Origin of the sequence: Frondihabitans cladoniiphilus, from assembly GCF_039544345.1 — a bacterium.
GTDB classification, from domain to species: Bacteria; Actinomycetota; Actinomycetes; order Actinomycetales; family Microbacteriaceae; genus Frondihabitans; species Frondihabitans cladoniiphilus.
In genome coordinates this window covers 301,877-325,626 of sequence record NZ_BAABLM010000001.1, presented here as the reverse complement: position 1 = coordinate 325,626, position 23,750 = coordinate 301,877, and the positions used below count along the sequence as shown (strand labels likewise).

Below are 23,750 nucleotides of genomic sequence, written 5' to 3'. Positions count from 1 at the left end.
GTTCACCGAGGGGTCAGTGGTGCGTGAAGATCAGGTACAGACCGTAGGCGACGACGGCCGAGGGAAGCATGCTGTCGAGCCGGTCGAGGAACCCGCCGTGACCGGGCAGCCAGGTCGAGATGTCCTTGACGCCGAGGTCGCGTTTGATCAGCGACTCGCTCAGGTCGCCGATGGTGGCCGTGATGCTGAAGACCGCACCCAGGATCAGTCCGAACCACCAGGGCTGGTGGATCATGAAGATCGACAGGATGATGCCCGCGATCATGCTCACGCCGACCGAGCCGGCGAAGCCCTCCCAGGTCTTGCCGGGGCTGATCTTCGGCGCGAGCTTGTGCTTGCCGAAGTTGAGACCCGTCGCATAGGCGCCGGTGTCGACGCAGATGACGACGATCAGCGCCGTCAGGGTCCACCACTGGCCACCGGGCTGAGCCGTCAGCAGAGCGAGGAACGAGCCGAGGAAGGTCGTGTAGATCTGCACGAACGCGCCGGACTGCAGGTCTTTGAAGAGCGCTCTGCCGCCCCGGCGCCCCTCGGTCGCCGATGCCGTCGTGGATTCAGCCCCCGTGGGCAGCGCGGCCTCGACGAGGCGCCAGAGCGAGATGACCACGATGCCACCGAGGAGGACGAGCCACTGCCCCTCGGCCTTCCAGAAGTAGGCGGCGGGCACGACGGCCAACCCGGTGGCGATGCTGGGGATGCGCGGCACCCGTCGCCCTGCGGTGCGGAGAGCGTTGGTCAGCTCGAGCACCATGAAGAAGACGAGGATCGCCGCGACGATCATGAAGATCCATTTGAAGAGGATCAGGCTGAGAAGGACGATCGCCCCCATACCCGCGCCGATGCCGATCGCCGCCGGAAGGTTGCGACCCGTTCGGGCCGTGAGCTTCTCGTTGCGTTCTTCGAAGCGGGCACGCTGCGCGCGCAGTTGGTTCTCGAGGTCGTGCCGAGCAGCGGTCGCTCGGTTGTCGAAGTCGCCGCGGGGGTGCTTGGAGGGCGACGAGGGATGCTCGGAACCGGGTTGATCGTCTGTCATGCGCTGTGGGCCTCAGACCTCGAGGAGCTCCGCCTCTTTCTTCTTGAGGGCCTCGTCGATCGCGTCGATGTGGCTCTTGGTGATGGCCTCGAGTTCCTTCTCGGCACGAGCCACCTCGTCGTCGCCGACCTCTTTCTGCGAGTCGAGGTCGTCTTTCGCGCGGCGACGGATGTTGCGGATCGCGACCTTGGCGTCCTCGCCCTTGCCCCGCACGATCTTCACGAACTCCTTGCGGCGGTCCTGCGTGAGCTCGGGGATGGTGACGCGGACGATGGTGCCGTCGTTGGTCGGGCTCGCACCGAGGTTTGGGAAGGTCGCGATGGCCTTCTCGATCTCTTTCAGCGCCGTCTTGTCGTAGGGCGTCACGATGAGCGTGCGCGCCTCGGGTGCCTGGAGCGACGCCAGCTGCGCGAGCGGAGTCGGCGTGCCGTAGTAGTCGACGGGGATCTTCTGGAAGAGAGCCGGGTTGATGCGGCCGGTGCGGACCGTGCCGAAGTCGTCTCTCGCGACGTCGACGGCCTTGCCCATCTTCTCTTTGGTCTCGGTCAATACGTCTGTGATCGCCACAATGCTCCTTAGGTCTTCGTCAGCTTACCCGCGCACGGGCGGGCACCGGCTGACCGTGGTCAGCGCGCTCGGGATCAGTTCGAGACGAGGGTGCCGATGCGCTCGCCCCGGATGGCGCGCGCGACGTTTCCGGCGCCCTCCATGCCGAAGACGTGCATGGGCATGCCGTTGTCCATGCAGAGGCTGAACGCGGTCGAGTCCACGACCTTGAGGCCCTGCACGAGCGCCTCCTGGTACGTGAGCCTGTCGAGCTTCTTCGCCGACGGGTCTTTTCGCGGGTCGGCCGAGTAGACGCCGTCGACACCGTTCTTCGCGACCAGGACCTCGTGGGCACCGATCTCCAGCGCGCGCTGCGCCGAGACGGTGTCGGTGGAGAAGTAGGGCAGGCCGGCGCCGGCACCGAAGATCACGATGCGCCCCTTCTCGAGGTGACGGCTGGCGCGACGGGGGATGTACGGCTCGGCGACCTGGGTCATCGCGATGGCCGACTGCACCCGGGTGGCCGCCCCCGCCTGCTCCAGGAAGTCCTGCAGGGCGAGCGCGTTCATCACCGTGCCGAGCATTCCCATGTAGTCGGCCCGGCCCCGGTCCATACCGCGCTGGCTGAGCTCGGCGCCGCGGAAGAAGTTGCCGCCACCGACGACGATGGCGACCTCGACCTCGGCCGACGCTTCGGCGATCTCTCGGGAGAGGGCGGAGACGACGTCGGGGTTGACTCCGAGCGAGCCGCCTCCGAACGCCTCCCCGGAGAGCTTGAGAAGGACTCGGCGTCGTGTGGTCTTGGGGTTCTTCACGGGGTTCTCCTCGATCGTGGCTCGTGCCAGGTTATCCAGTTGCCGCCTGCCTCGGTGAGATACGTCGTTCCGGCAGGGGCCGTTTCAGGGCAGAAGAAACGGGGCCCGAGACGATTGCTCGTCTCGAACCCCGTTCATCGGCTGGTTACGCGCCGACCTTGACCCGGGCGAAGCCCGAAATGGTCATGCCTGCGTCTTTCAGCACCTTCTCGACGGACTGCTTGGAGTCTTTCGCGTAGGGCTGGTCGAGCAGGGCGATCTCCTTGAAGAAGCCGGTGAGGCGACCCTCGATGATCTTCGGCAGGGCGGCCTCGGGCTTGCCCTCGTTCTTCGCGGTCTCCTCGACGATGGCGCGCTCACGAGCGACCTCGTCGGCCGGGACCTCGTCGCGGCTCAGGAACTTCGGCGCGGCGAACGCGATGTGCTGCGCGATCGAGCGAGCCGTCTCGGCGTCGCCCCCCTCGTAGCCCACGACCACGCCGACCTGCGGGGGCAGGTCTTTGGAGGTCTTGTGGAGGTAGATCGCGAACTCGGTGCCGGGGACCGTGTGAACGGTGCGGAGCTCGATCTTCTCGCCGAGGAGAGCGGCCTCCTGAGCGACGAAGTCGCCCACGTTCTGGGTGCCCTCGACGACGGCGGCGTTGCCGGTCTCGGCGTCGTCGGCACCGGAAGCGGCGACGGCGTCGAGGACGGTCTCGGCCAGGGCGATGAACTTGTCGTTCTTCGCGACGAAGTCGGTCTCGCTGCCGAGCTCGATGATCGTCGCGGTTCCGGCCGTGCCGGGCTTGGCGGTGACGAGGCCGGCGGTGGTCGTGCGACCCTCGCGCTTGGCGACACCCTTGAGGCCCTTGACGCGGAGGATCTCGATCGCCTTCTCGAGGTCGCCGTCGGCCTCGACCAGCGCGTTCTTGCTGTCGAGCATGCCGGCACCGAGGCGGTCACGGAGCGTCTTCACGTCTGCGAGTGAATAGTTGGCCATGGAGGGCCCACCTTTCGTAAGTCTGGTCGTTCTGTGTCGATCCCGTCGGCGGCCGGTCGCCCCAAGAGGGAGCGGCCGGCCGCCGACGGGATCAGCGAGGAAGTGGTGTTACTTGGCGTCCGCAGCAGCGGCGTCGATCGCAGCGGCGTCGGGGTCGACGGCGTTCGCGACCTCGGGGTCGGCGGTCGCGACGGGGTTGGCGACCGGCGCGCCGATCTCCTTGCCCTCGAGCTGCGCGTCGGCGTCGTTCTCTTCGGTCGGCTCGGCCGCGTCGGTGGTCGCACCGACGGAGCGGACGGCCTCGCGGAGCTCGACGGCCTCCTTGTCGTCGGCCTCGGTCGTCTGCGCGAGCAGCTCGGCCTCCCACTCGGCGAGGGGCTCGACCGGGGTCTCGCCCTCTTCCGGCTTCTGGTGACGCTGGATGAGGCCCTCGGCGGCGGCGTCGGCGACGATGCGCGTCAGCAGACCGACGGAGCGGATGGCGTCGTCGTTGCCCGGGATCGGGAACTGGATCTCGTCGGGGTCGCAGTTCGTGTCGAGGATGCCGATGACCGGGATGCCCAGCTTCTTGGCCTCGTCGATCGCGAGGTGCTCCTTCTTCGTGTCGACGATCCAGAGAGCGGACGGCGTCTTCGTGAGGTTGCGGATACCACCGAGCGTCTTGTGGAGCTTGTCGAGCTCGCGCTTCTTGATCAGGAGCTCTTTCTTGGTGAAGCCCTGGGTGGTGTCGTCGAAGTCGATCTCCTCGAGCTCCTTCATGCGAGCGAGGCGCTTCGAGACGGTCTGGAAGTTGGTCAGGAGACCACCGAGCCAGCGCTGGTTCACGTAGGGCTGGCCCACGCGGATGGCCTGCTCGGAGATGGAACCCTGAGCCTGCTTCTTGGTGCCGACGAAGAGGATGGTGCCGCCGTGGGCGACCGTCTCCTTGACGAAGTCGTAGGCCTTGTCGATGTAGCCGAGCGACTGCTGCAGGTCGATGATGTGGATGCCGGAGCGCTCGGCGAGGATGAAACGCTTGACTTTCGGGTTCCAGCGACGGGTCTGGTGTCCGAAGTGGACGCCGCTGTCGAGCAGCTGGCGAATGGTGACGACGGCCATGGCCGTTCTCCTTCTCTCCGCACGCGCCCTCTCCAGGGCACACGCACGGGTTCTCGGTTGGATGGACGACCGGTCGGTCGCCTCTGCCTGGTGCCCGGACGCCTCCCCGCCCCAGAACTCGAGAGCACTGCTCGAAAGCGGTGCGGGAGAGGTGGGGACCGAATGGGGATGCAGCCCGACTGGGCACGCGAAGTCAGCCTGCTGAGCAGACTGCGCCTCAATAGTAGCACCACGAACGCCCCGTCTCCGTGCGGAGAACGGGGCGTTCCGGGTCTGTCGACCCGTGGATCCCACGCTAGGCGGTCGCGGTGGCACCCTCGAGTGCTTCGCTGCCCATCTCTTCGAGCGAGCGCCCCTTGGTCTCCTTGATCTTGAACAGGACGAAGAAGATCGAGATCAGGGCGAAGAAGGCGAAGATGCCGTACGAGAGGGCCAGGCTGACGGCGGCCAGCGCCGGGAAGGCCACGGTGACGACGAAGTTGGCGATCCAGTTGGCCGAGGAGCCGATGCCGAGGGCGGCGGCACGGATGTTCGAGGGGAACATCTCGCCGAGCAGGACCCACATGAGCGGGCCCCACGTCGCGCCGAACGAGATCACGAAGATGTTCGCGGCGACCAGGGCGATGGGCCCCCAAGCGCCGGGGAGCTGCGGATTGCCGCCCACGATGTGCGACTGGCTGAACGAGATGGCCATGAACGCGAGGCTCACGGTCATGCCGACCGAACCCCAGAGGAGCATCGGGCGACGCCCCACCTTGTCGACCAGGGCGATGGCCACGAACGTTACGGCGACGTTCACCACCGAGGTGATGGTGGAGATGAGGAAGGACTGCGACTCCTTGAAGCCGACGGCCTGCCAGAGGGTGGTCGAGTAGTAGAAGATCACGTTGATGCCGACGAACTGCTGGAGGACGGCGAGGATGATGCCCACCCAGACGATCGGCTTCAGGCCGAAGCGGTTGCCGCGGATGCTCGACTTCTTGGTGAGCTCCTCCTCTTTCTTGATCGCGTCTTCGATGTCGTGGAGGTTGGTCTCGACCGTCTCCGTCGGGACGATCTGCTTCAGCACGTCTCGCGCCTCGTCGCGGCGCCCCTCACCAGCGAGGTACCGGGGCGACTCGGGCAGGCGGAGCGCCAGGATGCCGTAGACGACGGAGGGGATGACGCCCACGAGGAACATCCAGCGCCAGGCGGGGAACGGGCCGATCATGCCGGAGGCCGAGCCGCCGATGATCTGGAAGAGCTGGTCGGAACCGAGCGCCGCGAAGATGCCGAGCGTGATCGCGAGCTGCTGGAAGGAGCCGAGGCGGCCGCGGATGCCCTTGGGGGCGACTTCGGAGATGTAGGCCGGCGCGATGACGGAGGCGATGCCGATGCCGAGGCCGCCGACGAGGCGCCAGATGATGAAGTCCCAGGTGGCGAAGGCGAGGCCGGCGAGGATCGAGCTGGCGAAGAAGAGGATCGCCGCGATGAACATGACGCGGATGCGGCCCCAGCGGTCGGCGAAACGGCCGCCCAGGTAGGCGCCGACGGCGCAGCCGATCAGAGCCGATGCGACGACGATGCCCGAGGCGGCGTCGGGGATGTGGAACTCCTTGCCGATGGAGTCGACCGCGCCGTTGATGACGGAGGAGTCGAACCCGAACAGGAAGCCGCCGATGGCCGCCACGACGGCCAGGGCCGTGACCCGTCTGTCGAGCTTCTTGACTTCGGCCGGCGTGGATTTCGTCGCTTCGGACACTTTTCTCTACTTTCCTTCGCGGGAAGCAGCGACTCGTGACCGCCACTTCTCCACAGCTGTGACATGCACGAGTCGTTGTGCACTGGTTCAGGCTACGCGGTCGACGGCACCACCCGATGCGGCACCGTGGGTCCGTGATTCCCGGACTCGATTGTGCTCCTTCTCAGGTTCTCCCGCCCATTTCCGCCCGGCCCCCAACCAAGGCTGTCGTCCTGCGGCATGGGGTCACGTCGATCGCGCTCGCGATCGTGCTCGCAGCGCTGCTCATCGTGCTGGTCGCCGATCCCGCCGGCGGGGTGCCCGCCGCGGGTGCCGGACGAGCACGCGCTCTGCCCGCGTGGTCGTGGCCCGTGCCCGAGCCTCATCGCGTGGTGAGGGGGTTCCAGGCGCCGGTCGAGACGTGGTCGCCCGGCCATCGGGGTATCGACGTGGAAGTCGGGGACGGCGGCGCGGCCGTCGGAGCTGCCGGAGTGGCCGGAGCTTCCGGCGACGAAGACGGCGCGGTGATCACGGCACCGGACGACGGAGTGGTGCATTTCGCCGGCACCGTGGTGGACCGTCCGGTGCTCTCGATCGAGCACGCCGATGGAGTCCTCTCGAGCTTCGAGCCCGTCGTGGCGACCGTCTCCGCCGGCGAGCACGTCAGCCGGGGGCAGGTCGTCGGGCGTGTCGAGGGCGACCATTGCGACCCAGTCGCGTGCGTGCACGTCGGCGCACGGATCGACGGCAAGTACGTGTCGCCGCTCCTGCTGCTGGGGGTGCTGCAGCGGTCGGTGCTCCTGCCGACGCGACCTCTGCCGTAGCCGGGCGCGAGTGGGCGGGCGGGCGACGGAGTCGACGACCGCCCCGAGAACGTGCGGCTCAGGCGCGAGGGTGCGCGGAGCGGTAGCTCTCGCGCAACCGCTCGGTCGAGACGTGCGTGTAGATCTGCGTCGTGCCCAGGCTCGCGTGCCCCAGGAGCTCCTGAACGGCGCGCAGATCGGCCCCTCCGTCGAGCAGATGCGTCGCGGCCGTGTGCCGGAGGGTGTGCGGGCCGGCGGGGCCGGACCCCGGCAGGGGTTCGAGGAGGCGGGCGACGAGGGCGTAGACGGAGCGAGTCCCGAGCCGCTTGCCCGTGCGTCCGAGGAAGAAGGCTCGCGGGTCGGCCGAGGGTCGGGCGGCCAGCGTCGGGCGCCCCTCGGTCAGGTAGCGACCGAGGGCGGCTGCGCCTGGAACACCGAACGGTACGACGCGCTGCTTGGCCCCCTTGCCGAGTACGCGCACGGTCAGACGCTCGAGGTCGACGTCCGGTAGGTCGGCCCCGATCAGCTCTCCCACCCGAAGACCTGATCCGTAGAGCAGCTCGACGACCGCGAGGTCGCGCAACGCCACCGGGTCGCCCGAGACGGCGCCGGCGGCGAGGGAGTCGAGTACTCCGCCGATCTGGGGGCTGGTCAGGACGCGGGGCAGGCGGCTCTCGGCCTTGGGGGCTCGGAGGCGCAGACCGGGGTCGGTGTCGATGCGCCCGGACTCGTGCATCCACCGGGTGAATGCGCGAGCGGAAGCGGAGCGGCGGGCGATCGTCGCGCGAGCGAGGCCCTGTTCGGTGGACGCCCAGAGCCAGTCGCGGAGCGTGTCGAGATCGAGCCCCGACGCGTCGGGTTCGCCGTCGACCCGCTGCCGGACGAACGCGACGAGGTTGTCGAGGTCGCCGTTGTAGGCCCTGATGCTGTGAGCGCTCAGCCCGCGCCCGTGCTCGAGGTGGTCGAGGAACTCCTCGACCGCTCGGGCGACGCCGATGGGCTGCATGGGTCAGTCGTTCGACGGCCGAGGCCGTTTGCGTGAGAAGGCCTCGACGCGCTCCTCGGGCGACATCGCCTCGATGCGCGCCAGGAAGGCCTCGTCGAGGCTGTCGATGGCCTCGAACTCGTCGACGGGAACGCTCGAGTGCGTGATGCCGTCGGGGTAGACGTGGACCAGGGAGAACGTGCGAGCACCGTCGATCTGGCTGATCTCGCGCCGGGGCGCCCCGAGGTCCATGGTGTTGCAGGTCGCTGACGCGACGCTGACGGGGACCCCCGCGAAGGTGCCGTAGGTCGAGTAGTGCAGATGCCCCCCGAGGATGCCTCGCACGTCGGTACCGCGCACGACGTCGGCGAGCTCGGACTGATGCCGGAGTTCGAGGACGTCCATCAGTTCGAGAGGCGTCGGGATCGGCGGGTGGTGGAGCGCGAGGAGGGTACCGTGCGGCGCGGGGACGGAGAGGACCTCGGTGAGCCACTCGAGCTGCTGAGGTGTGACGTCGCCGTGGTGGAAGCCGGGCACGGTGCTGTCGAACGAGATGATTCGAAGCCCGCGGACGTCGTGCACCCGGTCTTGGGGATGCTCCTCCTCGGCGCCCTCGAGTTCGGCGCCGAACAGGTGACGCGAGTACTCGGGACGCTCGTCGTGGTTGCCCATGACCCAGACGAGTTCCGCGCCCAGCTCGGTCGCCACCGGCTCGACGATCGCCCGGAGCCTGTCGTAGGCCTCCGGCTCGCCGAGGTCGGTCAGGTCGCCCGTGATCACGATGGCGTCGGGCCGTCGACCCGATCGGGTCACCTGCGCGAGGGCCTTGACGATCTGCGAGTCGGTGTCGATCGCGCCGCCCCACTTCGCCCGATCGGCGAGGAAGTGCGTGTCGCTGAGGTGCGCGATCGTGAACTCGGGGTCGGGATGTTGTCCGAGAGAAGTCACCCCTGCAGGCTAGCCGCAGTTCACCGCTCGACACGGAACCACCCCGTCTCCCGTTCGACGGCCCGGTCGGCGGCTTCGAGCAGCGACAGGGTGCCCCGGACGACACCGGGCGACAGGCCGCTCGAGATCGCCAGTTCGACGTCGGATTGACCTCGGCGGCTGCTGAGTGCGTCGAGCAGTCGGACCTCGTGGCTCGTGCCGCCCGATCTGTCGATGCCGGGCTGGTCGACATCGAGACCGGGCTCGATCATCTCCAGGACGTCGGCCGCCGAGGTGATGCAGACGGCCTGCCCCTCACGGATCAGCCGATGACAGCCGGCCGAGGCGGGCGAACTGATGGGCCCCGGGACGGCACCCACAGGCCGGTCGAGGGATCGGGCGTGCCCGGCCGTGTTGCTCGCACCCGAGCGGTGACCCGCCTCGACGACCACGGTTCCGGCCGACAGGGCTGCGATGAGCCGGTTGCGTTGAAGGAACCGCCATCGGCTGGGCGCCGTGCCGCACGGCATCTCGGAGACGACGGCGCCGTTCTCGGCGACCCGCTGGAGGAGGTCGTGGTTGCCGCTCGGGTAATAGCGGTCCACTCCCCCGGCCATGACCGCCACCGTCGCGCCGTCGGCCGCCAGGGTGGCTCTGTGCGCCATGCCGTCGATGCCGTAGGCGCCGCCCGAGTGGACCGCGAGGCCCCGGGAGACCAGACCGTCGGCGAGCTCGGCCGCGACGAGTTCGCCGTACGACGAGGCCGCTCGACAGCCGACGAGCGCGACGCCGGGCGATCGCGTGAGAGCGCCCGGGTCGCCCCGGACCCACAGGGCCGCCGGCGCATGGACTCCCAGGTCGTCGAAGCCCGTCGGCCACTCGCGATCGCCGGGAACGACGAGACGGATGCCCAGGACGGACGCCGATCGAAGGGTGGCGCGGATCAGCTGCTCGGACACGCGGGGCTGCCAGCGGGCCCGTGCCGCCGAGAAGTCGAAGCGCGCCGCATCGAACACCCCCTGCTCGCGCAGCCGCTTCGCCACCTCGTCGCCGGTGAGGTCGAGGGCTTCGAGCGCGCCCGAAGGACCCCAGACGAGACGCAGGATGCCCGCAGCCGCGTCTCCCGGTTCGGTCAGCGTCGACCACACCGCCGCCGCGAAGACCTCGTCGGCCGCAGGCGCTCCCGGCGAGCCCTCGCGTTCGGCAGCCGTGCCCGTTCCGCGCACCCCCTCGAGGAGCGCCGCTCGGGACCGCTCGTCGAACGGGCCGAGCGCCTCCGCCCGCATCACAGCGACCTCCGGAGGGAGAGCGCTTCGAAGATGTGCTCGGCCGAGGGACGGTCTTCGCCCGCGAGGTCGGCGACGGACCACGCGACGCGCAGGACACGGTCGTAGCCCCGCATGGTCAAGGAGCCGTTCTCGAGGGCGCGGTCGATCGCACCCGTCTCGGAGGCTCGGAGTCGTCGGTCGCCCGATCGCAGCCAGTGCCCCGACACTTCGGCGTTGAGGCGCCACGGCGTGCCGACGAGACGATGCGCCGTTCGTGCTCGCGCCGCCTCGACCCGCTCCCGGGCTGCGACCGTCGTCAAGGAATCGGAACCGGGCTCGCCCGAGAGTCGGAACTGCGCGGAGCCGATCCGGTTCACTCGGATCTGCATGTCGATCCGATCGACGAGCGGGCCCGAAAGGCGGCCGAGATAGCGACGCCTCATGAACGGCGAACACGAGCAGGGGACGTCGCGAGACCCGTACTGGCCGCAGGGACACGGATTCGCGGCGAGGACCAGCTGGAATCGGGCGGGGAACCGCGCCACCGACTTGGAGCGGTGGATGACGATCTCGCCCGACTCGAGCGGCTGCCGCAGACAGTCGAGAACCGTCGCGGGGAACTCGGCCGCCTCGTCGAGGAACAGCACGCCGCGCGAGGCGCGCGAGATCGCCCCGGGTCGGATGCGGGCGCTCCCGCCGCCGATGAGGGCTGCCGCGCTGGACGAATGGTGCGGCGTCTCGAAGGGCGGCCTCGTCTCGAGTTCGCCGGAGAGCGGAACTCCGCAGAGAGAACGCACGGAGGACACCTCGAGAGCCGAGTCCGCGTCGAGATCGGGCAGGAGACCGGGAAGCCGGGCCGCGAGCATGCTCTTGCCGGCACCCGGCGGGCCCACCATCAGGAGGTGGTGCCCACCGGTCGCCGCGGTCATCAAGGCCGTCACCGCCTCGGTGTTGCCGATCACCTCGGCGAGCTCGGGTTGCACAGTCGGCGTCGACCGGGTCACCGGCCGACGCAGCGGCTCGACCACTTCGGGAGTGAGGTCGGCCCCGTGCCAGATGGCCGCGTCGCGCAGACTCGCGACACCGACCACGCGGACGTCGGGGACGAGCGAGGCCTCGTCGACGTTGTCGAACGGCACCATGACGATGCGGGCCCCCGCCCGAGAGGCCCCGACGACGGCCGGAAGGATTCCGTCGACCGGCCGGACCCGCCCGTCGAGACCGAGTTCGCCGAGATGGACGACGCGCTCTATCGACTCCGACTGCAGCAGGTCGCCCGAGGCGAGGGCGGCCACAGCGATGCCGAGGTCGAACGACGACCCGTGCTTGGGCAGCGAAGCGGGTGACAAGTTGACGGTCAATTTGCGCGGCGGCAACGGGCAGCCCGAGTTGCTCGCTGCGGAACGGACGCGGTCGCGCGCTTCGCCGAGAGACGTGTCGGGAAGCCCGATTATCACGAACCCGGGGAGCCCGTCGCTGATGTCCGCCTCGACTTCGACCATGGCGCCGTCGAGACCGAGCAGCGACACGACACGGGTACGAGCCACGCTCATGCGCCGACCGCCCGAAGGTGCTCGACGAGCGGCGGCAGACCGTCGGGAGCCGTGACGGCGATGGCGTCGAGGCGCACCTGACGGCAGGTGCCGGGATGCTCGAGAGCCCATGCCATCGCGATCCGACGCAGCCGGGCCACCTTCGCCGGTGTGACGGCCTCGAAGGGATGCCCCGCGCCTCCTGACGATCGGGTCTTGACTTCGACGACGACGACGTCGCAGCCGTCGCGAGCGACGATGTCGGCCTCACCCTCGCTGCAGCGCCAGTTCCGGGCCAGGATCGACCAGCCGGACCGCGCGAGGTGGCCGGCGGCGATGTCTTCGCCCCGAACCCCCAACTCGCGGGTCCGGGAGGCGGGTCGGGACGTCGGCCCCGGCCGGGTACGCGCACCCCCTCCCCCGCCGGCTCGGGGTGGTGTTGCTCGTGTCTCCGATTGATCTCTACTCGTCATGACGACCTCCTGCGAAGAGGATCGCGGAGCGGGCATCCCCGGCGAGGGCTCTGATCAGATCTGTGGAAAGACGGCCGGAACCGTGAGCCTGTGGAGAACGGCTCTACTCGTCGAGGGCGAGCTCTTTCGGCAACTCGAGGTCGCGCGTCGTCAGCTCTTCGACGTTGACGTCTTTGAAGGTGAGCACGCGCACGGACTTGACGAAGCGGTCGGAGCGGTAGACGTCCCACACCCAGACGTCGTTCATCGTCAACTCGAAGTAGAAGTCGTGCTCGGTATCGCGGCGGACGAGATCCACCTCGTTCGCGAGGTAGAAGCGCCGTTCGGTCTCGATCACGTAGCGGAACTGCGACACCACGTCGCGATACTCGCGGTACAGCGCGAGCTCGACCTCGCGGTCGTAGTCTTCGAACTCGTCGTCATCCATCGAGGAGCCAGCTTACGCGGTCGGCGGGGGTTCGAGCCCGTCAGTGCAGCCAGGTGAGGCGGTGCAGCGGTGACGGCCCGAGCGCCTCGAGCGCCTCGTAGTGAGCCGCCGACCCGTAGCCTTTGTTGCCGGTCCAGCCGTAGCCGGGGTGGGTCTCGTCGAACGCGATCATCATCCGATCGCGGTGGACCTTCGCGATGACCGAGGCGGCTGCGACGGATCCGCAGTCGCGGTCGGCCTTGACCCGGGTCAGCACACGGGGTGCCGAGGTGAGGGCGGGCGTCAGCCAGTCGTGGCTGCCGTCGAGCACGACGACGGAATCGAGGATGCGCACCCCGGCTTCGTGGAGCTGGACCAGAGCCCGCCGCCCCGCCAGCCCAAGGGCCTTGACGATGCCGAGCCGATCGACCTCGTCGGAGTCGGCCAGGCCGACCGCCGAAGCGTGCGACCAGGAGATCGCATGCGGATACAGCTCTTCACGACGCTTCTCGCTCAGCATCTTGCTGTCGCGCAGGCCCGCGGGGATATCGGCGCAGGGGGCGAGAACGGCACTGACGCCGACGGCTACCGGCCCGGCGATCGCACCACGGCCGACCTCGTCGCAGCCGACGACCCAGGCGGCACCCGCTTCGTGCAACTCGCGTTCGAGCTCGAGCGTCGGATCGACCACGGCCATCATGGGGCCGATCTTCTCATGGCGATCGACGAGGCACGGGGCGAAACCCCGCTCACTGAGTCGACTCGTCGGTGCCCCGGAAGACGGCCGGATAGTCGTCGAGCCAACTCCAGTGCTTGATGGGCCAGGTGATCAGCACCGCCCGGCCGACGACGTCGCTGAGGGGCACGAAGCCGCCGCTGGGGGTCTTCTGCTGGAGACGCGAGTCGGCGGAGTCTCCTCGGTTGTCGCCCTCCACCCAGAGCGACCCGGCGGGCACCGTCACGGAGAAGTGGAGGTCGTCGATCTGGTCGGTCGCGATGGCGGGCTGCTTCGTGTAGGGCTCGTCGAGCGGTACGCCGTTGACGGTCGTCTGACCGAACGAGTTGCAGCAGGCGACCTTGTCGCCCGGCAGCCCGATCACTCGCTTGATCAGGTGGTTGTCGCTGTCTTGGGTGCCCAGCCCGACCTGGGTGAGGAACCACTGCACGCCGTTGACGACGGGATTGCCGGACGACGTCGACACCTGGTCTTCCGCTCCGAGCCAGCCGCCCGGGTCGGAGAAGACGATCACGTCGCCGCGCTTGAGCGGCATGAGCTTCGGCACCAGCTCGTTGACGATGATCCGGTCGTGGATCTGCAGCGTGTTCTCCATCGAGCCGGAGGGGATGAAGAACGAGCGGATCAAGAAGGTCTTGATCAGGAACGAGATGAGCAGAGCCGCGAGGAAGATGATGACGACGTCGCGGAGGAAGCGCCCCGTGCCGCCCTTCCGGGGCTGTTTCGAGCGGCGGTCGCCATCCCCGGCGTCATGGCCCGAGCCGCCGCCGTTGCCCTCGCCACCCGCGCTGCCGTCGCGGCGGCCCGAAGCCGCTTCTGCGTGGCTGGCCATCAGAAGGCCCCGCCGCAGACGCCCCATGAAGGGCCGTCCGGTCTCGTGCGCACCTCGCGCCGTCGACCCGATCATCGAACTGTCATATGTCATTTAACCACCAGAGCTCCCCGCCAAATCATACGTGGCGGGGAGCTCTGTTCGTGAACGAGCGCTGAGAGCAGCGCGTCGGAGTCGGCGACTAGTTGTCGCGCTTCTCCTTGATCTTGGCCTTCTTGCCACGGAGTTCGCGCAGGTAGTAGAGCTTCGCGCGACGGACGTCGCCACGGCTGACCAGCTCGATGTGGTCGATGACCGGCGAGTGGACCGGGAAGGTGCGCTCGACACCCACCTGGAAGCTGACCTTGCGGACGGTGAAGGTCTCGCGGACGCTGTCGCCCTGACGGCCGATGACGACGCCCTGGAAGACCTGGACGCGCGAGCGCGTGCCTTCGATGATGTTGACGTGGACCTTGACGGTGTCGCCGGCGCGGAAGTCGGGGACATCGCTGCGAAGCGACGCGGCATCCAGACTGTCGAGGATGTGGCTCATGAGGATTCGCTCTCTGCAACCGCCACAGGTCGACCGCGGTTTCGTTTTTCAAAAAGGAGGTGACGCCGAGAACGGCGCTCGTGCCGCAGAATGGCCGACTCCCCTGTGGCAGAGTCGTGCGCGGGCACAAACACCCATCTTGCCATACGAGGGGCGCTCGACGCCAGGCCGGCACCAGGCGGGCGCCGAGTCGCTCAGGCCCGTGGCGGAAGGACGATCGTATGCTTCGGGTCGTTGGCCCAAACAGAAGGCATCGCGGGGGATGCACCGCTCACGCCTTCGAGGTCCGCGAACGCCTTCTGCATTCCTGCCCGAGCGCCCCGTATGGCCTCCGCGACACCGAGGGCGAGCAGCACGACCCCCATCACGACCGTGAGCACGATGGCCGCGGCGGACAGAGCCGTGGAGAGCGGAAGCGCATCGCGGCCGACGAGGGCGGTGAAGGCCGACGCCCGAGCGGAGGACACCGAGTCGACCAGGAAGAAGCCGATGCCCAGTTGGCCGAGCCACGACAGGGTCAGGGCGCCGACGTCGAGCCACGAGACGGCGCGGTCGCGTCGGACCGAGGGCCGGAGGAAGAGGATCAGCGACACGACGAGCTGCCCGACGAAGAGCAGCGGCACGAGCAGGATCTGCGCGAGGAACTGGTAGCCGAGCGGAGCTCCGAAGAACGCACGCCCCAGGAAGACCCAGAGCGGCAGGACGAGAACGGCACCCCAGAGGACCCGATAGAAACCCCGCCGCAGCCACATGGATCGGACTCTACGAGGGGACGGTGAAGAATGGCTGCATGATCGACTTGCGCACGCCCGGAGAAATCGAAGCGATGAGACCGGCCGGGGAGTTCGTCGCCTCCGTCCTGAAGGCCACTCGAGCAGCGGCGGTTCCCGGCGCGAATCTCCTCGAGATCGATGCCCTCGCGCACCGCATGATCCGCGCCGCCGGAGCGGAGAGCTGCTACGTCGACTACCACCCCTCCTTCGGAGCCAGCCCCTTCGGCAAGGTGATCTGCACCTCGGTGAACGACGCCGTCCTGCACGGGCTCCCTCACGACTACACCCTGGCCAAAGGCGACCTGTTGAGCCTCGACTTCGCCGCCAAGGTCGACGGCTGGGTCAGCGACAGCGCCGTCAGCCTCGTGGTCGGGGGCGACGAGACACCGGAGGATGCACGGCTCATCGCCACCTGCGAGCAGGCTCTCGAGGCGGGCATCGCCGCCGCGCAGCCGGGCGGTCGGCTCGGAGACGTCTCCGCCGCCATCGGTGACGTCGCACACCGCGCCGGCTACACCGTGAACCTCCAGTTCGGCGGCCACGGAGTCGGCACCGAGATGCACGGCGACCCGCACGTGCCGAACGACGGGCGCCCGGGACGAGGTTTCCCGCTCCGACCCGGCCTGGTGATCGCGATCGAGCCGTGGCTCATGGCCGGCACCGACGAGATCTACACCGACGGGGACGGCTGGACCCTCCGGAGCGCGGACGGCTCTCGGGCCGCGCACGTCGAGCACACCGTGGCGATCACGCCGGACGGCCCGCTGGTGCTGACGGCCCGCTAGGAGAGGCCGTCGGGCAGGAGGTCCGGGCGGACGCGACGGGTCCGCTCGAGCTGCTGCTCGTGCCGCCAGGCCGCGATGGCCCCGTGATTGCCGCCGAGCAGGATCGGCGGGACTTCGAGGTCGCGCCAGACGGACGGCTTGGTGTAACTGGGGTATTCGAGGAGTCCGTCTTCGTGGCTCTCCTCCGTGAGACTCTCGGGATTGCCGACGACGCCCGGCACGAGTCGGCCGATCGCCTCGATCATGGCCATCGCGGCCACCTCGCCGCCGTTGAGCACGTAGTCGCCGAGACTCACCTCGCGGACCTCGACGTTCGGCCGGGTGGCCGCATGGTCGATGACGCGCTGGTCGATGCCCTCGTAGCGACCGCAGGTGAAGACGAGAGCCGGCGCCAGAGCGAGCTCGCGGGCCTCGGCCTGCGTGAACGGACGGCCCGCCGGCGAGGGCACGACCACGACGGTGCCGGGAAGGGGATCCCCCAGGATCCGGTCGAGGGCCTCGCCCCACGGCTCGGGCTTCATGACCATGCCGGCACCGCCGCCGTACGGGGTGTCGTCGACGGTGCGATGCCGGTCGTGGGTGAAGTCGCGGAGGTCGTGCACGGTGACGTCGAGCAGTTTCTGCTGCCGGGCCTTGCCGAGGAGCGAGATGTCGAGCACCCCGAAGAACTCCGGGAAGATCGTGACGATGTCGATGCGCATCGGCCGACTAGTCGGTCGGGGGCGTGGCGGGCGTCGACTTGTCGGCGGACGTCGACTCGTCGGGCGCGGGCGTCAGCTCGTCGGCGGACGCGGGCGTCGGCTCGACGGCGGACGCGGGCTCGTCGGCGGACGCGGGCTCGTCGTCCGGCAGCTCTTCGAAGAGGCCGATCGGCGGGGTCACGGTCACGACGCCGGCCGCGAGGTCGACGGTCGGGACGATTGCGCTGACGAACGGGACGAGGACCTCGCCCGAGTCGGTGGCGACGACGAGGAGGTCTTGTGCCGGCAGGTGCTCGAGTCGCTCGATCGTGCCGACGCGGACGCCGTCGCGCTCGACAGCGAGGCCGACCAACTGGTGATCGAACCAGGCGTCGGGCTCGTCGGAGACTTCGAGCCCCTCGTGCTCGACCCAGAGGATCGCCTTGACGAGGGTCTCGGCCGCGTTGCGGTCGTCGACGCCCTTGAAGAAGCCGACGGGGTGCGAGTTGTACCAGCGCAACTCGGCGAGTTCGAGGGTCTTACCGTGCCAGGGCGACTCGCTCGGAACCTGGAGCGTGAAGACGGCACCGGGCACGAAGCGCTTCTCGGGTGCGTCGGTGAAGAGTTCGAGCTTGAGGGCGCCCTTGAGCCCGTGCGCCTTGGTCAGACGCCCTACGCGGAGCTGAGTCGAACCGTCGGGGGCGGAGGCGTTCTGCGATGCCACGACTAGAAGTCGGTGTCGACGACGTCGACGCGGACCCGCTTGCCGTCGGCGAGAGCCGTGACGAGGGTGCGGAGCGCTTTGGCGGTGCGCCCGGCGCGTCCGATGACGCGACCGAGGTCTTCGGGGTGGACGCGAACCTCGAGCACGTCGCCGCGCGGGGAGGTCTTCGCTACCACCTGCACCTCGTCCGGGTGATCGACGATCCCCCGGACGAGGTGTGTGAGTGCAGGTGCGAGCACTGACTACGCCTCGGTGGACTCGGTGGAGTCGGCTTCGGCGGCGGGAGCCTCGTCGGCGGCCGGGGCCGGAGCAGCAGCGGGCTTCTCCGACTTGGGCTTCAGGACGGGCTTCTTCTTCTCGTCGGCGACGAAGACCTCTTTGTCGGCCTTGGTCTTGACGGTGCTCACGGCGTTCTTGTCACCCTTGAAGGTGCCCCAGTCGCCGGTGAGCTTGAGGATCGCAGCGACCTGCTCGGTCGGCTGAGCGCCGACGCCGAGCCAGTACTGCGCACGCTCGGAGTCGACCTTGATGAAGGACGGCTCTTCGGTGGGGTGGTACTGACCGATCTCTTCGATGACACGACCGTCGCGCTTGGTGCGCGCGTCGGCGACGACGATGCGGTAGTACGGGGCGCGAATCTTACCGAGACGCTTAAGGCGGATCTTGACAGCCACAATTCTCCTGTTGGCATTGCTGAAGGGCGAGTATTTTGCCGTGAGCGTGGGGGCACACTCGGCTCGAAAGCTCTGATGAAGTCTGACGCCGTTCTCGGTTGGAACGACTCGGCCGCCTGATTAGAGGGTCGGGTGGCCGCAGACTCGACCTCTCATTGTTGCAGACTCTGCGCCGGCTGGCCAACCATCCGCTTACCCGTTTCGGGGTCGTAACCGTTTTCGCGCATCATGCGATCGATCGCGTCGTCCGCGTCGGTCGGCCGGCGCCGGGTTCGCGGGGCAGGCCACGGCGCCTCCTCCGGCTCGAACGGCGTGAAGTAGCCGGCGCCGTTCCGTTGGATCCACTTCTGGCGGAGGTCGAGCACTCGACACTCCAGTTTGTCGATGGCTTCGTCGTCGAGCCGGTAGATGCGCGACGACCATTCGCTGCGGGCTCGGACGAAGCCGGCCTCCCGCAGGATTCGGAGGTGCTTGGACACGGCAGGCCACCCGATACCGAAGTGGTGCTGGATCATCTCCGCCAACTCGCCTGCGGTCGCCTCCGACTGGGCGAGGTAGTCGACGACGTACCGGCGGACGGGATGGCCCATCGCGTGGAACGGATCGTGGCTCGATTCCAGCCAGGGCAGGAGGGAGAAGGGGGACGGACCGGACGGATTTCGGGGCGCAGGCATGGCCCCAAGGATGCTCGGACACGAACTCGGGCGCGTAGTTCTCCACAGCCCTGAGACTCACACGACCGCGCGCCGGCGCCTGTCGAGGAGTCGTGTTCCCGTCCGAGCCGCCGATCGCCCCGAGCCGCGCACCGCCCTGCATATGAGACCGCGCTCTCACGCGAGCCGATCCTTCGCGGACGCGTTGTCGGTCGCCGTGAATTCACGACTGCGGACGACCAGCCCCCGTTCTGGTCGTTGTCGGTCGCCATGAATTCACGATCGAGGACGACCACGCCCCGTTCGCGTCGTTGTCGCCCACCGTGAATTCACCACCGACGACAACCAGCCCACGCCCCCGTCGTTGTCCCGAGGCGTGAATTCACCACCGGCGACAACCAGCCACCTCTCGCGTTGTTGTCGGTCGACGTGAATTCACGGCCACGGACAGCAGTGCAAAAGCAAAACGTGGTCCCGGTGGTCGAGACGCGCACGGCACGCGACAGTGAGTCGGGCACGACGGACGGCGGACGCCGGCCGCCACCGGAGGACTAGGGCGAGACGGCGCGAGAGGCCTCGAGGCCCTCGGACGTCGCACGCACTGCGTCGACGGCCCGTGCATCCCACGCTCCGCCGATCACCGTGAAAGGCGTGCCCTGCGCCGAGAGCACCGCCGAGAGCACCTCGACCGATTCCTGACCGGCACAGACGATCACCGTGTCGGCCGGTACCTCGAGCACGTCACCCGACTCGGCGACCACCTCGAGCACGCCGGGCCGGATCCGCCGGTACGACACCTTCTCGACGAAGTTCACGCCGGCATCCCGCAGTCGGCCGACGGCGACCCAGCGCGAGGTGGGGCCGAGACCGCTGCCGAACTTGCCGGAGCGACTGACGATCGACACCTGCGAGCCGCGACGCACCGGATGGGGCCGCGACGCATCACGCCGCTGAGGGCGCGAACTGAGGAACGCGCTGCTGCGGGGCAGATCGTTCGCGGTCACGAACGACATGGCGCGTGCCGACTCATGACCGGATTCGACGAGGTAGCCGGCCGTGTCGACGCCGATGCCTCCCGCGCCGATGAGTGCGACCGTCCCCGCCGGCACGCCCTCGCGCAGCGCACGTTCATAGCTGAGCACGTGGGGCAGATCGATGCCCGGCACGTCGAGTTCCCGCGGGCGGACCCCCGTAGCCACGACGACGTGGTCGTAGTCGACCAGGTCGGCGGCCGAGACGCGGCGACCGGTGACGATCGCGGCGCCGAGCGACGACAGCATCGCCTGCCAGGACTGGACGGGGCCGGCGTAGTCCTCCTTGCCGGGGATCGACGCCGCGAGATCGAACTGCCCGCCCAGGCGCGGCGACGCCTCGAACACGGTGACGTCGTTGCCCCGCCTCGCCAGGTCGAGGGCGGCGGCCAGCCCGGCCGGGCCGGCACCGACGACGGCGACGCGAACGGCGATCCGCGACCGGACGAGCGGGAAGTCGAGCTCGCGACCGGCCCGCGGGTTCACCAGGCAGGACACCTCTTTGCCGAAGATCGACCGGTCGATGCAGGCCTGGTTGCAGCCGATGCAGGTGGTGACCAGATCGAAACGCCCGGCGGTGCTCTTCGCCACGATCTCGGGGTCGGCCAGGAACGGCCGAGCCATCGCCACGGCGTCGATCACACCCCGAGCCAGCACGTCTTCCGCGTCGCGCAGGTCGGTGAACCGATTGCTCGCGATCACGGCGACGGTGGGATGCGCGGACCCCCGCACGACGTCGGCGAGACGGGAGGCCAGCGGCACCCACACCCCGTGCGGCACGGCGCCCTGCACGGTCGGCACCCGCGACTCGTGCCACCCGACGCCGACGCTCAGGCCGTCGATGCCGGCGTCAAGGAGGGCGAGGGCCAGGGCATCCACCTCGTCGGGCGTGGACGAACCGGGCATGAGGTCGTCGCCCGAGATCCGGATGCTCACCGGGAAGCCGGGCGACACGGCCCCGCGCACGGCCTCGACGACGGCCACGGCGAAGCGCTGCCGCCGGAGGGCGTCTCCGCCCCAGGCGTCGTCGCGCAGGTTGGTGATCGGCGAGCAGAACTGGTTGACGAGGTACCCCTCGGACGCCATGATCTCGACGGCGTCGAACCCGATCTCCTCCGCCCGGCGGGCGGCGGCGCCGAAATCGGCGATGGTGCGGAGGATGCCCGGCTCGTCCAAGGCGATCGGCACGGCTCCTCGAGCGCCTCGCCACGGCACAGCAGACGGCGCCACCGACTGCGCGGGCTCCCCGGCGGCGTCGACGAGGCCGTCGGTGAGGGCGTAACGACCGGCGTGGAAGAGCTGGGCGGAGATCGAGCCACCGGCCTCGTGCACCGCGGCCACGGCCACGCCGAAGCGCTCGTCCGATGACGGATCGCCCAGGACGGCGTAGTCCGCGCCGCCCCGACCCTCGTCGTTGACGGCGAGCCCTCCGGTGATGACGAGGTGAGCACCTCCGTCGACCCGTTCGCGGTAGAACTGCGCCAGCGCCAGACCGCCGTCGTCGCGGGTCTCGAGCCCCGTGTGCATGCTGCCGACGACGATGCGGTGGCGCAGGCGGAGACGACCGAGCGCCCACGGTGTCTGCGTGACCGCGAGATCGGACGGCTCCGAGGAGGAGCCGGGATCGGCGGGGGCGGACGGACCGGGGCGCTCGGCGGTGCTCACGAGGCTCTAGAGGACGGCGTCGCGAAGGGGGCTGGTCGTGTCGGCCCAGAACGGCGGGGCGACGACCGTGAGACCGCCGTCGACGGAGAGGACCTGGCCGGTGATGTAGCCGGCCTTCTCGGAGAGCAGGAAGTCGACGGCGTCGGCGACGTCGTCGGCCGTGCCCTTGCGCTGCAGCGGGATCTTCTCGAGCACCGTCTCCATCGGCGCCATGCCCGGCACCGAGTTGTAGAAGAAGTCGAGCGAGTCGGTGTCGATGAGGCCGCCGTTGACGGCGTTGACGGTGATGCCCCGGGGGCCGAACTCGGTCGCCATGAACTTGACGTACGCCTCGTTCGCGGCCTTGGCGGCACCGAGCGACGCGTAGGTCGGGAACGCGCGGAGCGAGCCGTAGCTCGTGATCGCGACGATGCGCCCGCCGTTCGGCATGATCCGCGCGGCGGCCTGGGCTCCCAGCACGAACGAGCGGATGTTCGTGGCGTAGTTGCGGTCGAGGTGGTGCAGCTTGAGCTCGGAGACCGGCTTGAACGCCGACGCCGCAGCGCTGGCGATGAACATGTCGAGCTTGCCGTATTTCTCGGTGACGGTCGCGAACAGCGCCTCGATCGACTCGGGCTGCTCGATGTCGACCTGGGCGGTGATGCCGTCGGCACCGAGCGCACGGACCTCGGCGAGCGTGCCCTCGGCCAGCTCGGCGTTGTTCTTGTAGGTGACGACGACGTCGACGCCGCGGGCCGCGAGCTTGAGGGCGAGGACCTTGCCGATGCCGCGCGAGGCTCCGGTGATCAGGGCGAGGGGACGGACGGGTGTTTCGGAAGCCAAGACGGGCCTTTCGGTAGAAAAGGGTGGGATGCGCGGGGTGACTAGTAGGAGACGGCGCCGGTGACGACGGCCCGGCCGACGACGAGCTTCTGGATCTCGTTGGTGCCCTCTTCGAAGCGCTGTGCCCGAGCGTCGCGGTAGACGCGCTCGATCTTGTTGCGCTTCCAGTAGCCCTGGCCGCCGTGGACCTGGAGGGCCTTGTCGGTGACGCGGGCGAGCATGTCGACGGCGACCATCTTCGAGGCGCTGGACAGCACGCCGGCGTCGGCGCGGCCCTCTTCGTAGGCTTTGGCGGCCTCGATGACGAGGGCGCGGGCGGCGGCGATGTCGGCGTAGTTCTCGGCCAGGTAGAACTGGATCGCCTGGCGGCTCGAGAGCGGCTTGCCGAACGTCTCACGACGGTTGGCGTACTCGACGGCGAGCTGCTGGGCCCGCTCGGCGAGGCCGACAGCGCTCATTGCCACCGAGACACGACTCGGAAGGAGGAATCCGCCGAGCGCGACCTTGAGGCCGTCGCCCTGCTCGCCGAGGAGAGCCGAGGCCGGCACCGGGGTCTCGGTGAACCGGAGGATGGCGTGGTCGGTGCCGCGGATGCCCATGGTGTCGGAGTCGTCGATCACCTCGGCACCCGGCAGGCCGGAGTTCGGCATGAGGAAGGCGACGAAGCCGTCCTTCTCGGTCGAGCCCTCGATGCGGGCGGCGATGAGCCAGTAGTCGCACTTCACGCCGAAGGTGATGAGGTGCTTCTCGCCGTTGAGGTACCAGGTGTCGCCCTCGAGGCGAGCCGTGGTGCGGAGGTCCTGGCCGGTGCCCGCGGTGGCCTCGGTCAGGGTGAACGCGACGAGCTTCGTGCCGGCGATGGAGGGCTTGACGACCTCTTCGAGCTGCTCGGGAGTGGCGAACGGCACCATGGCGCGCCAGGTGCCGTTGATCACATGCACGAGCATGCGGATCGAGGCGTGCGAGCGCGAGACGATCTCCATCAGCTCGAGGTAGCGCGAGAACGGGATCCCGCGCCCGCCCAGCTCCACCGGCGCGGCCAGGCTGAGGTAGCCGCGGTCGCGGAGCTCCGGCAGCAGGCGGTCGGGGACCTGGCCGGTCGCCTCGATCTCGTCGGCGTAGTCCTCGCCCGGGCCTTCGACCCAGGCGGTGATCTCGGCCTTGAGGTCCTGGAAGGCCTCTTCGTCGAACGGGGCCTCGTCGAACGACTCGGAGTCGCGGGCGCCGCTCGTCGTGGGGGTGGCTGTCGTGGTCATCG

26 protein-coding genes are annotated in these 23,750 nt (G+C 69.0%); 2 read left to right on the top strand and 24 right to left on the bottom strand.

Going from position 1 to position 23,750, the window contains the following annotated elements; all coding sequences use genetic code 11:
* Positions 1-13: 13 nt before the first annotated feature.
* From ABEA39_RS01510 to ABEA39_RS01485, 6 genes are all read right to left on the bottom strand, one after another.
* Complete coding sequence (locus ABEA39_RS01510; RefSeq protein ID WP_345372421.1) at positions 14-1,033, bottom strand: phosphatidate cytidylyltransferase; 1,020 nt, start codon at positions 1,031-1,033, stop codon at positions 14-16.
* A 12-nt stretch (positions 1,034-1,045) separates the two neighbouring features.
* Entirely contained in the window at positions 1,046-1,561 is a 516-nt protein-coding gene (frr, locus tag ABEA39_RS01505) for a ribosome recycling factor (RefSeq protein WP_345373898.1), read from the bottom strand.
* Between the two features lie 113 nt (positions 1,562-1,674).
* Positions 1,675-2,394 (bottom strand): UMP kinase, encoded by a 720-nt coding sequence (pyrH, locus tag ABEA39_RS01500; protein ID WP_345372419.1) that lies wholly within the window; start codon positions 2,392-2,394, stop codon positions 1,675-1,677.
* A gap of 145 nt (positions 2,395-2,539) precedes the next feature.
* Complete coding sequence (gene tsf, locus ABEA39_RS01495) at positions 2,540-3,373, bottom strand: translation elongation factor Ts (protein WP_345372416.1); 834 nt, start codon at positions 3,371-3,373, stop codon at positions 2,540-2,542.
* A 108-nt stretch (positions 3,374-3,481) separates the two neighbouring features.
* On the bottom strand, positions 3,482-4,471 hold the full coding sequence (gene rpsB, locus ABEA39_RS01490; protein WP_345372413.1) for a 30S ribosomal protein S2: 990 nt from the start codon (positions 4,469-4,471) through the stop codon (positions 3,482-3,484).
* A 295-nt stretch (positions 4,472-4,766) separates the two neighbouring features.
* Entirely contained in the window at positions 4,767-6,212 is a 1,446-nt protein-coding gene (locus ABEA39_RS01485; RefSeq protein ID WP_345372410.1) for a sugar porter family MFS transporter, read from the bottom strand.
* A gap of 248 nt (positions 6,213-6,460) precedes the next feature.
* Here ABEA39_RS01485 and ABEA39_RS01480 point away from each other — a divergent pair, with 248 nt between their 5' ends.
* Positions 6,461-7,015 (top strand): peptidoglycan DD-metalloendopeptidase family protein, encoded by a 555-nt coding sequence (locus ABEA39_RS01480; RefSeq protein ID WP_345372408.1) that lies wholly within the window; start codon positions 6,461-6,463, stop codon positions 7,013-7,015.
* A 58-nt stretch (positions 7,016-7,073) separates the two neighbouring features.
* On the opposite strand, the gene ABEA39_RS01475 is transcribed toward ABEA39_RS01480, so the two are convergent.
* The 10 genes from ABEA39_RS01475 to ABEA39_RS01430 form a co-directional block, all read right to left on the bottom strand.
* Entirely contained in the window at positions 7,074-7,991 is a 918-nt protein-coding gene (locus ABEA39_RS01475) for a tyrosine recombinase XerC (protein WP_425556911.1), read from the bottom strand.
* A gap of 12 nt (positions 7,992-8,003) precedes the next feature.
* Positions 8,004-8,927, bottom strand: coding sequence for a metallophosphoesterase (locus ABEA39_RS01470; RefSeq protein ID WP_345372406.1), 924 nt, complete (start codon positions 8,925-8,927; stop codon positions 8,004-8,006).
* A gap of 20 nt (positions 8,928-8,947) precedes the next feature.
* A complete protein-coding gene (dprA, locus tag ABEA39_RS01465) occupies positions 8,948-10,192 on the bottom strand; it encodes a DNA-processing protein DprA (protein WP_345373896.1) in 1,245 nt (414 codons plus the stop codon).
* The gene (locus tag ABEA39_RS01460; RefSeq protein WP_345372404.1) at positions 10,192-11,727 is read right to left on the bottom strand and encodes a YifB family Mg chelatase-like AAA ATPase; all 1,536 of its coding nucleotides are present in this window, start codon (positions 11,725-11,727) and stop codon (positions 10,192-10,194) included. Before ABEA39_RS01460 ends, dprA begins: the two co-directional genes overlap by 1 nt.
* Positions 11,724-12,179 (bottom strand): YraN family protein, encoded by a 456-nt coding sequence (locus ABEA39_RS01455; protein ID WP_345372402.1) that lies wholly within the window; start codon positions 12,177-12,179, stop codon positions 11,724-11,726. Before ABEA39_RS01455 ends, ABEA39_RS01460 begins: the two co-directional genes overlap by 4 nt.
* Positions 12,180-12,282: 103 nt before the next feature.
* Complete coding sequence (locus ABEA39_RS01450) at positions 12,283-12,606, bottom strand: DUF2469 domain-containing protein (RefSeq protein WP_345372400.1); 324 nt, start codon at positions 12,604-12,606, stop codon at positions 12,283-12,285.
* A gap of 40 nt (positions 12,607-12,646) precedes the next feature.
* Positions 12,647-13,282, bottom strand: coding sequence for a ribonuclease HII (locus ABEA39_RS01445; protein ID WP_345373894.1), 636 nt, complete (start codon positions 13,280-13,282; stop codon positions 12,647-12,649).
* Positions 13,283-13,334: 52 nt separating this feature from the next.
* Positions 13,335-14,246, bottom strand: a complete 912-nt coding sequence (gene lepB, locus ABEA39_RS01440) for a signal peptidase I (RefSeq protein ID WP_345372397.1) — start codon at positions 14,244-14,246, stop codon at positions 13,335-13,337.
* 88 nt (positions 14,247-14,334) lie between these two features.
* A complete protein-coding gene (gene rplS / locus ABEA39_RS01435; RefSeq protein WP_055958791.1) occupies positions 14,335-14,685 on the bottom strand; it encodes a 50S ribosomal protein L19 in 351 nt (116 codons plus the stop codon).
* Positions 14,686-14,879: 194 nt separating this feature from the next.
* Positions 14,880-15,437 (bottom strand): hypothetical protein, encoded by a 558-nt coding sequence (locus tag ABEA39_RS01430; RefSeq protein WP_345372393.1) that lies wholly within the window; start codon positions 15,435-15,437, stop codon positions 14,880-14,882.
* A gap of 38 nt (positions 15,438-15,475) precedes the next feature.
* On the opposite strand from ABEA39_RS01430, the gene map reads away from it, so the two are divergent.
* Complete coding sequence (gene map / locus ABEA39_RS01425; protein WP_345372390.1) at positions 15,476-16,243, top strand: type I methionyl aminopeptidase; 768 nt, start codon at positions 15,476-15,478, stop codon at positions 16,241-16,243.
* On the opposite strand, the gene trmD is transcribed toward map, so the two are convergent.
* From trmD to ABEA39_RS01385, 8 genes are all read right to left on the bottom strand, one after another.
* Entirely contained in the window at positions 16,240-16,944 is a 705-nt protein-coding gene (gene trmD, locus ABEA39_RS01420; protein ID WP_345372386.1) for a tRNA (guanosine(37)-N1)-methyltransferase TrmD, read from the bottom strand. The two genes, map and trmD, sit on opposite strands and share 4 nt — an antisense overlap.
* A 7-nt stretch (positions 16,945-16,951) precedes the next feature.
* Positions 16,952-17,647 (bottom strand): ribosome maturation factor RimM, encoded by a 696-nt coding sequence (gene rimM, locus ABEA39_RS01415; RefSeq protein ID WP_345372382.1) that lies wholly within the window; start codon positions 17,645-17,647, stop codon positions 16,952-16,954.
* Between the two features lie 2 nt (positions 17,648-17,649).
* On the bottom strand, positions 17,650-17,886 hold the full coding sequence (locus tag ABEA39_RS01410; protein ID WP_286344005.1) for an RNA-binding protein: 237 nt from the start codon (positions 17,884-17,886) through the stop codon (positions 17,650-17,652).
* A 3-nt stretch (positions 17,887-17,889) separates the two neighbouring features.
* Positions 17,890-18,321, bottom strand: coding sequence for a 30S ribosomal protein S16 (gene rpsP / locus ABEA39_RS01405; protein WP_345372377.1), 432 nt, complete (start codon positions 18,319-18,321; stop codon positions 17,890-17,892).
* A gap of 152 nt (positions 18,322-18,473) precedes the next feature.
* Complete coding sequence (locus tag ABEA39_RS01400; protein WP_345372374.1) at positions 18,474-18,995, bottom strand: ArsR/SmtB family transcription factor; 522 nt, start codon at positions 18,993-18,995, stop codon at positions 18,474-18,476.
* Between the two features lie 530 nt (positions 18,996-19,525).
* Positions 19,526-21,670, bottom strand: a complete 2,145-nt coding sequence (locus ABEA39_RS01395) for an FAD-dependent oxidoreductase (RefSeq protein ID WP_345372373.1) — start codon at positions 21,668-21,670, stop codon at positions 19,526-19,528.
* Between the two features lie 6 nt (positions 21,671-21,676).
* A complete protein-coding gene (locus ABEA39_RS01390; RefSeq protein ID WP_345372371.1) occupies positions 21,677-22,492 on the bottom strand; it encodes an SDR family oxidoreductase in 816 nt (271 codons plus the stop codon).
* A 41-nt stretch (positions 22,493-22,533) separates the two neighbouring features.
* Positions 22,534-23,748 (bottom strand): acyl-CoA dehydrogenase family protein, encoded by a 1,215-nt coding sequence (locus ABEA39_RS01385; protein ID WP_345372368.1) that lies wholly within the window; start codon positions 23,746-23,748, stop codon positions 22,534-22,536.
* Positions 23,749-23,750: the final 2 nt, after the last annotated feature.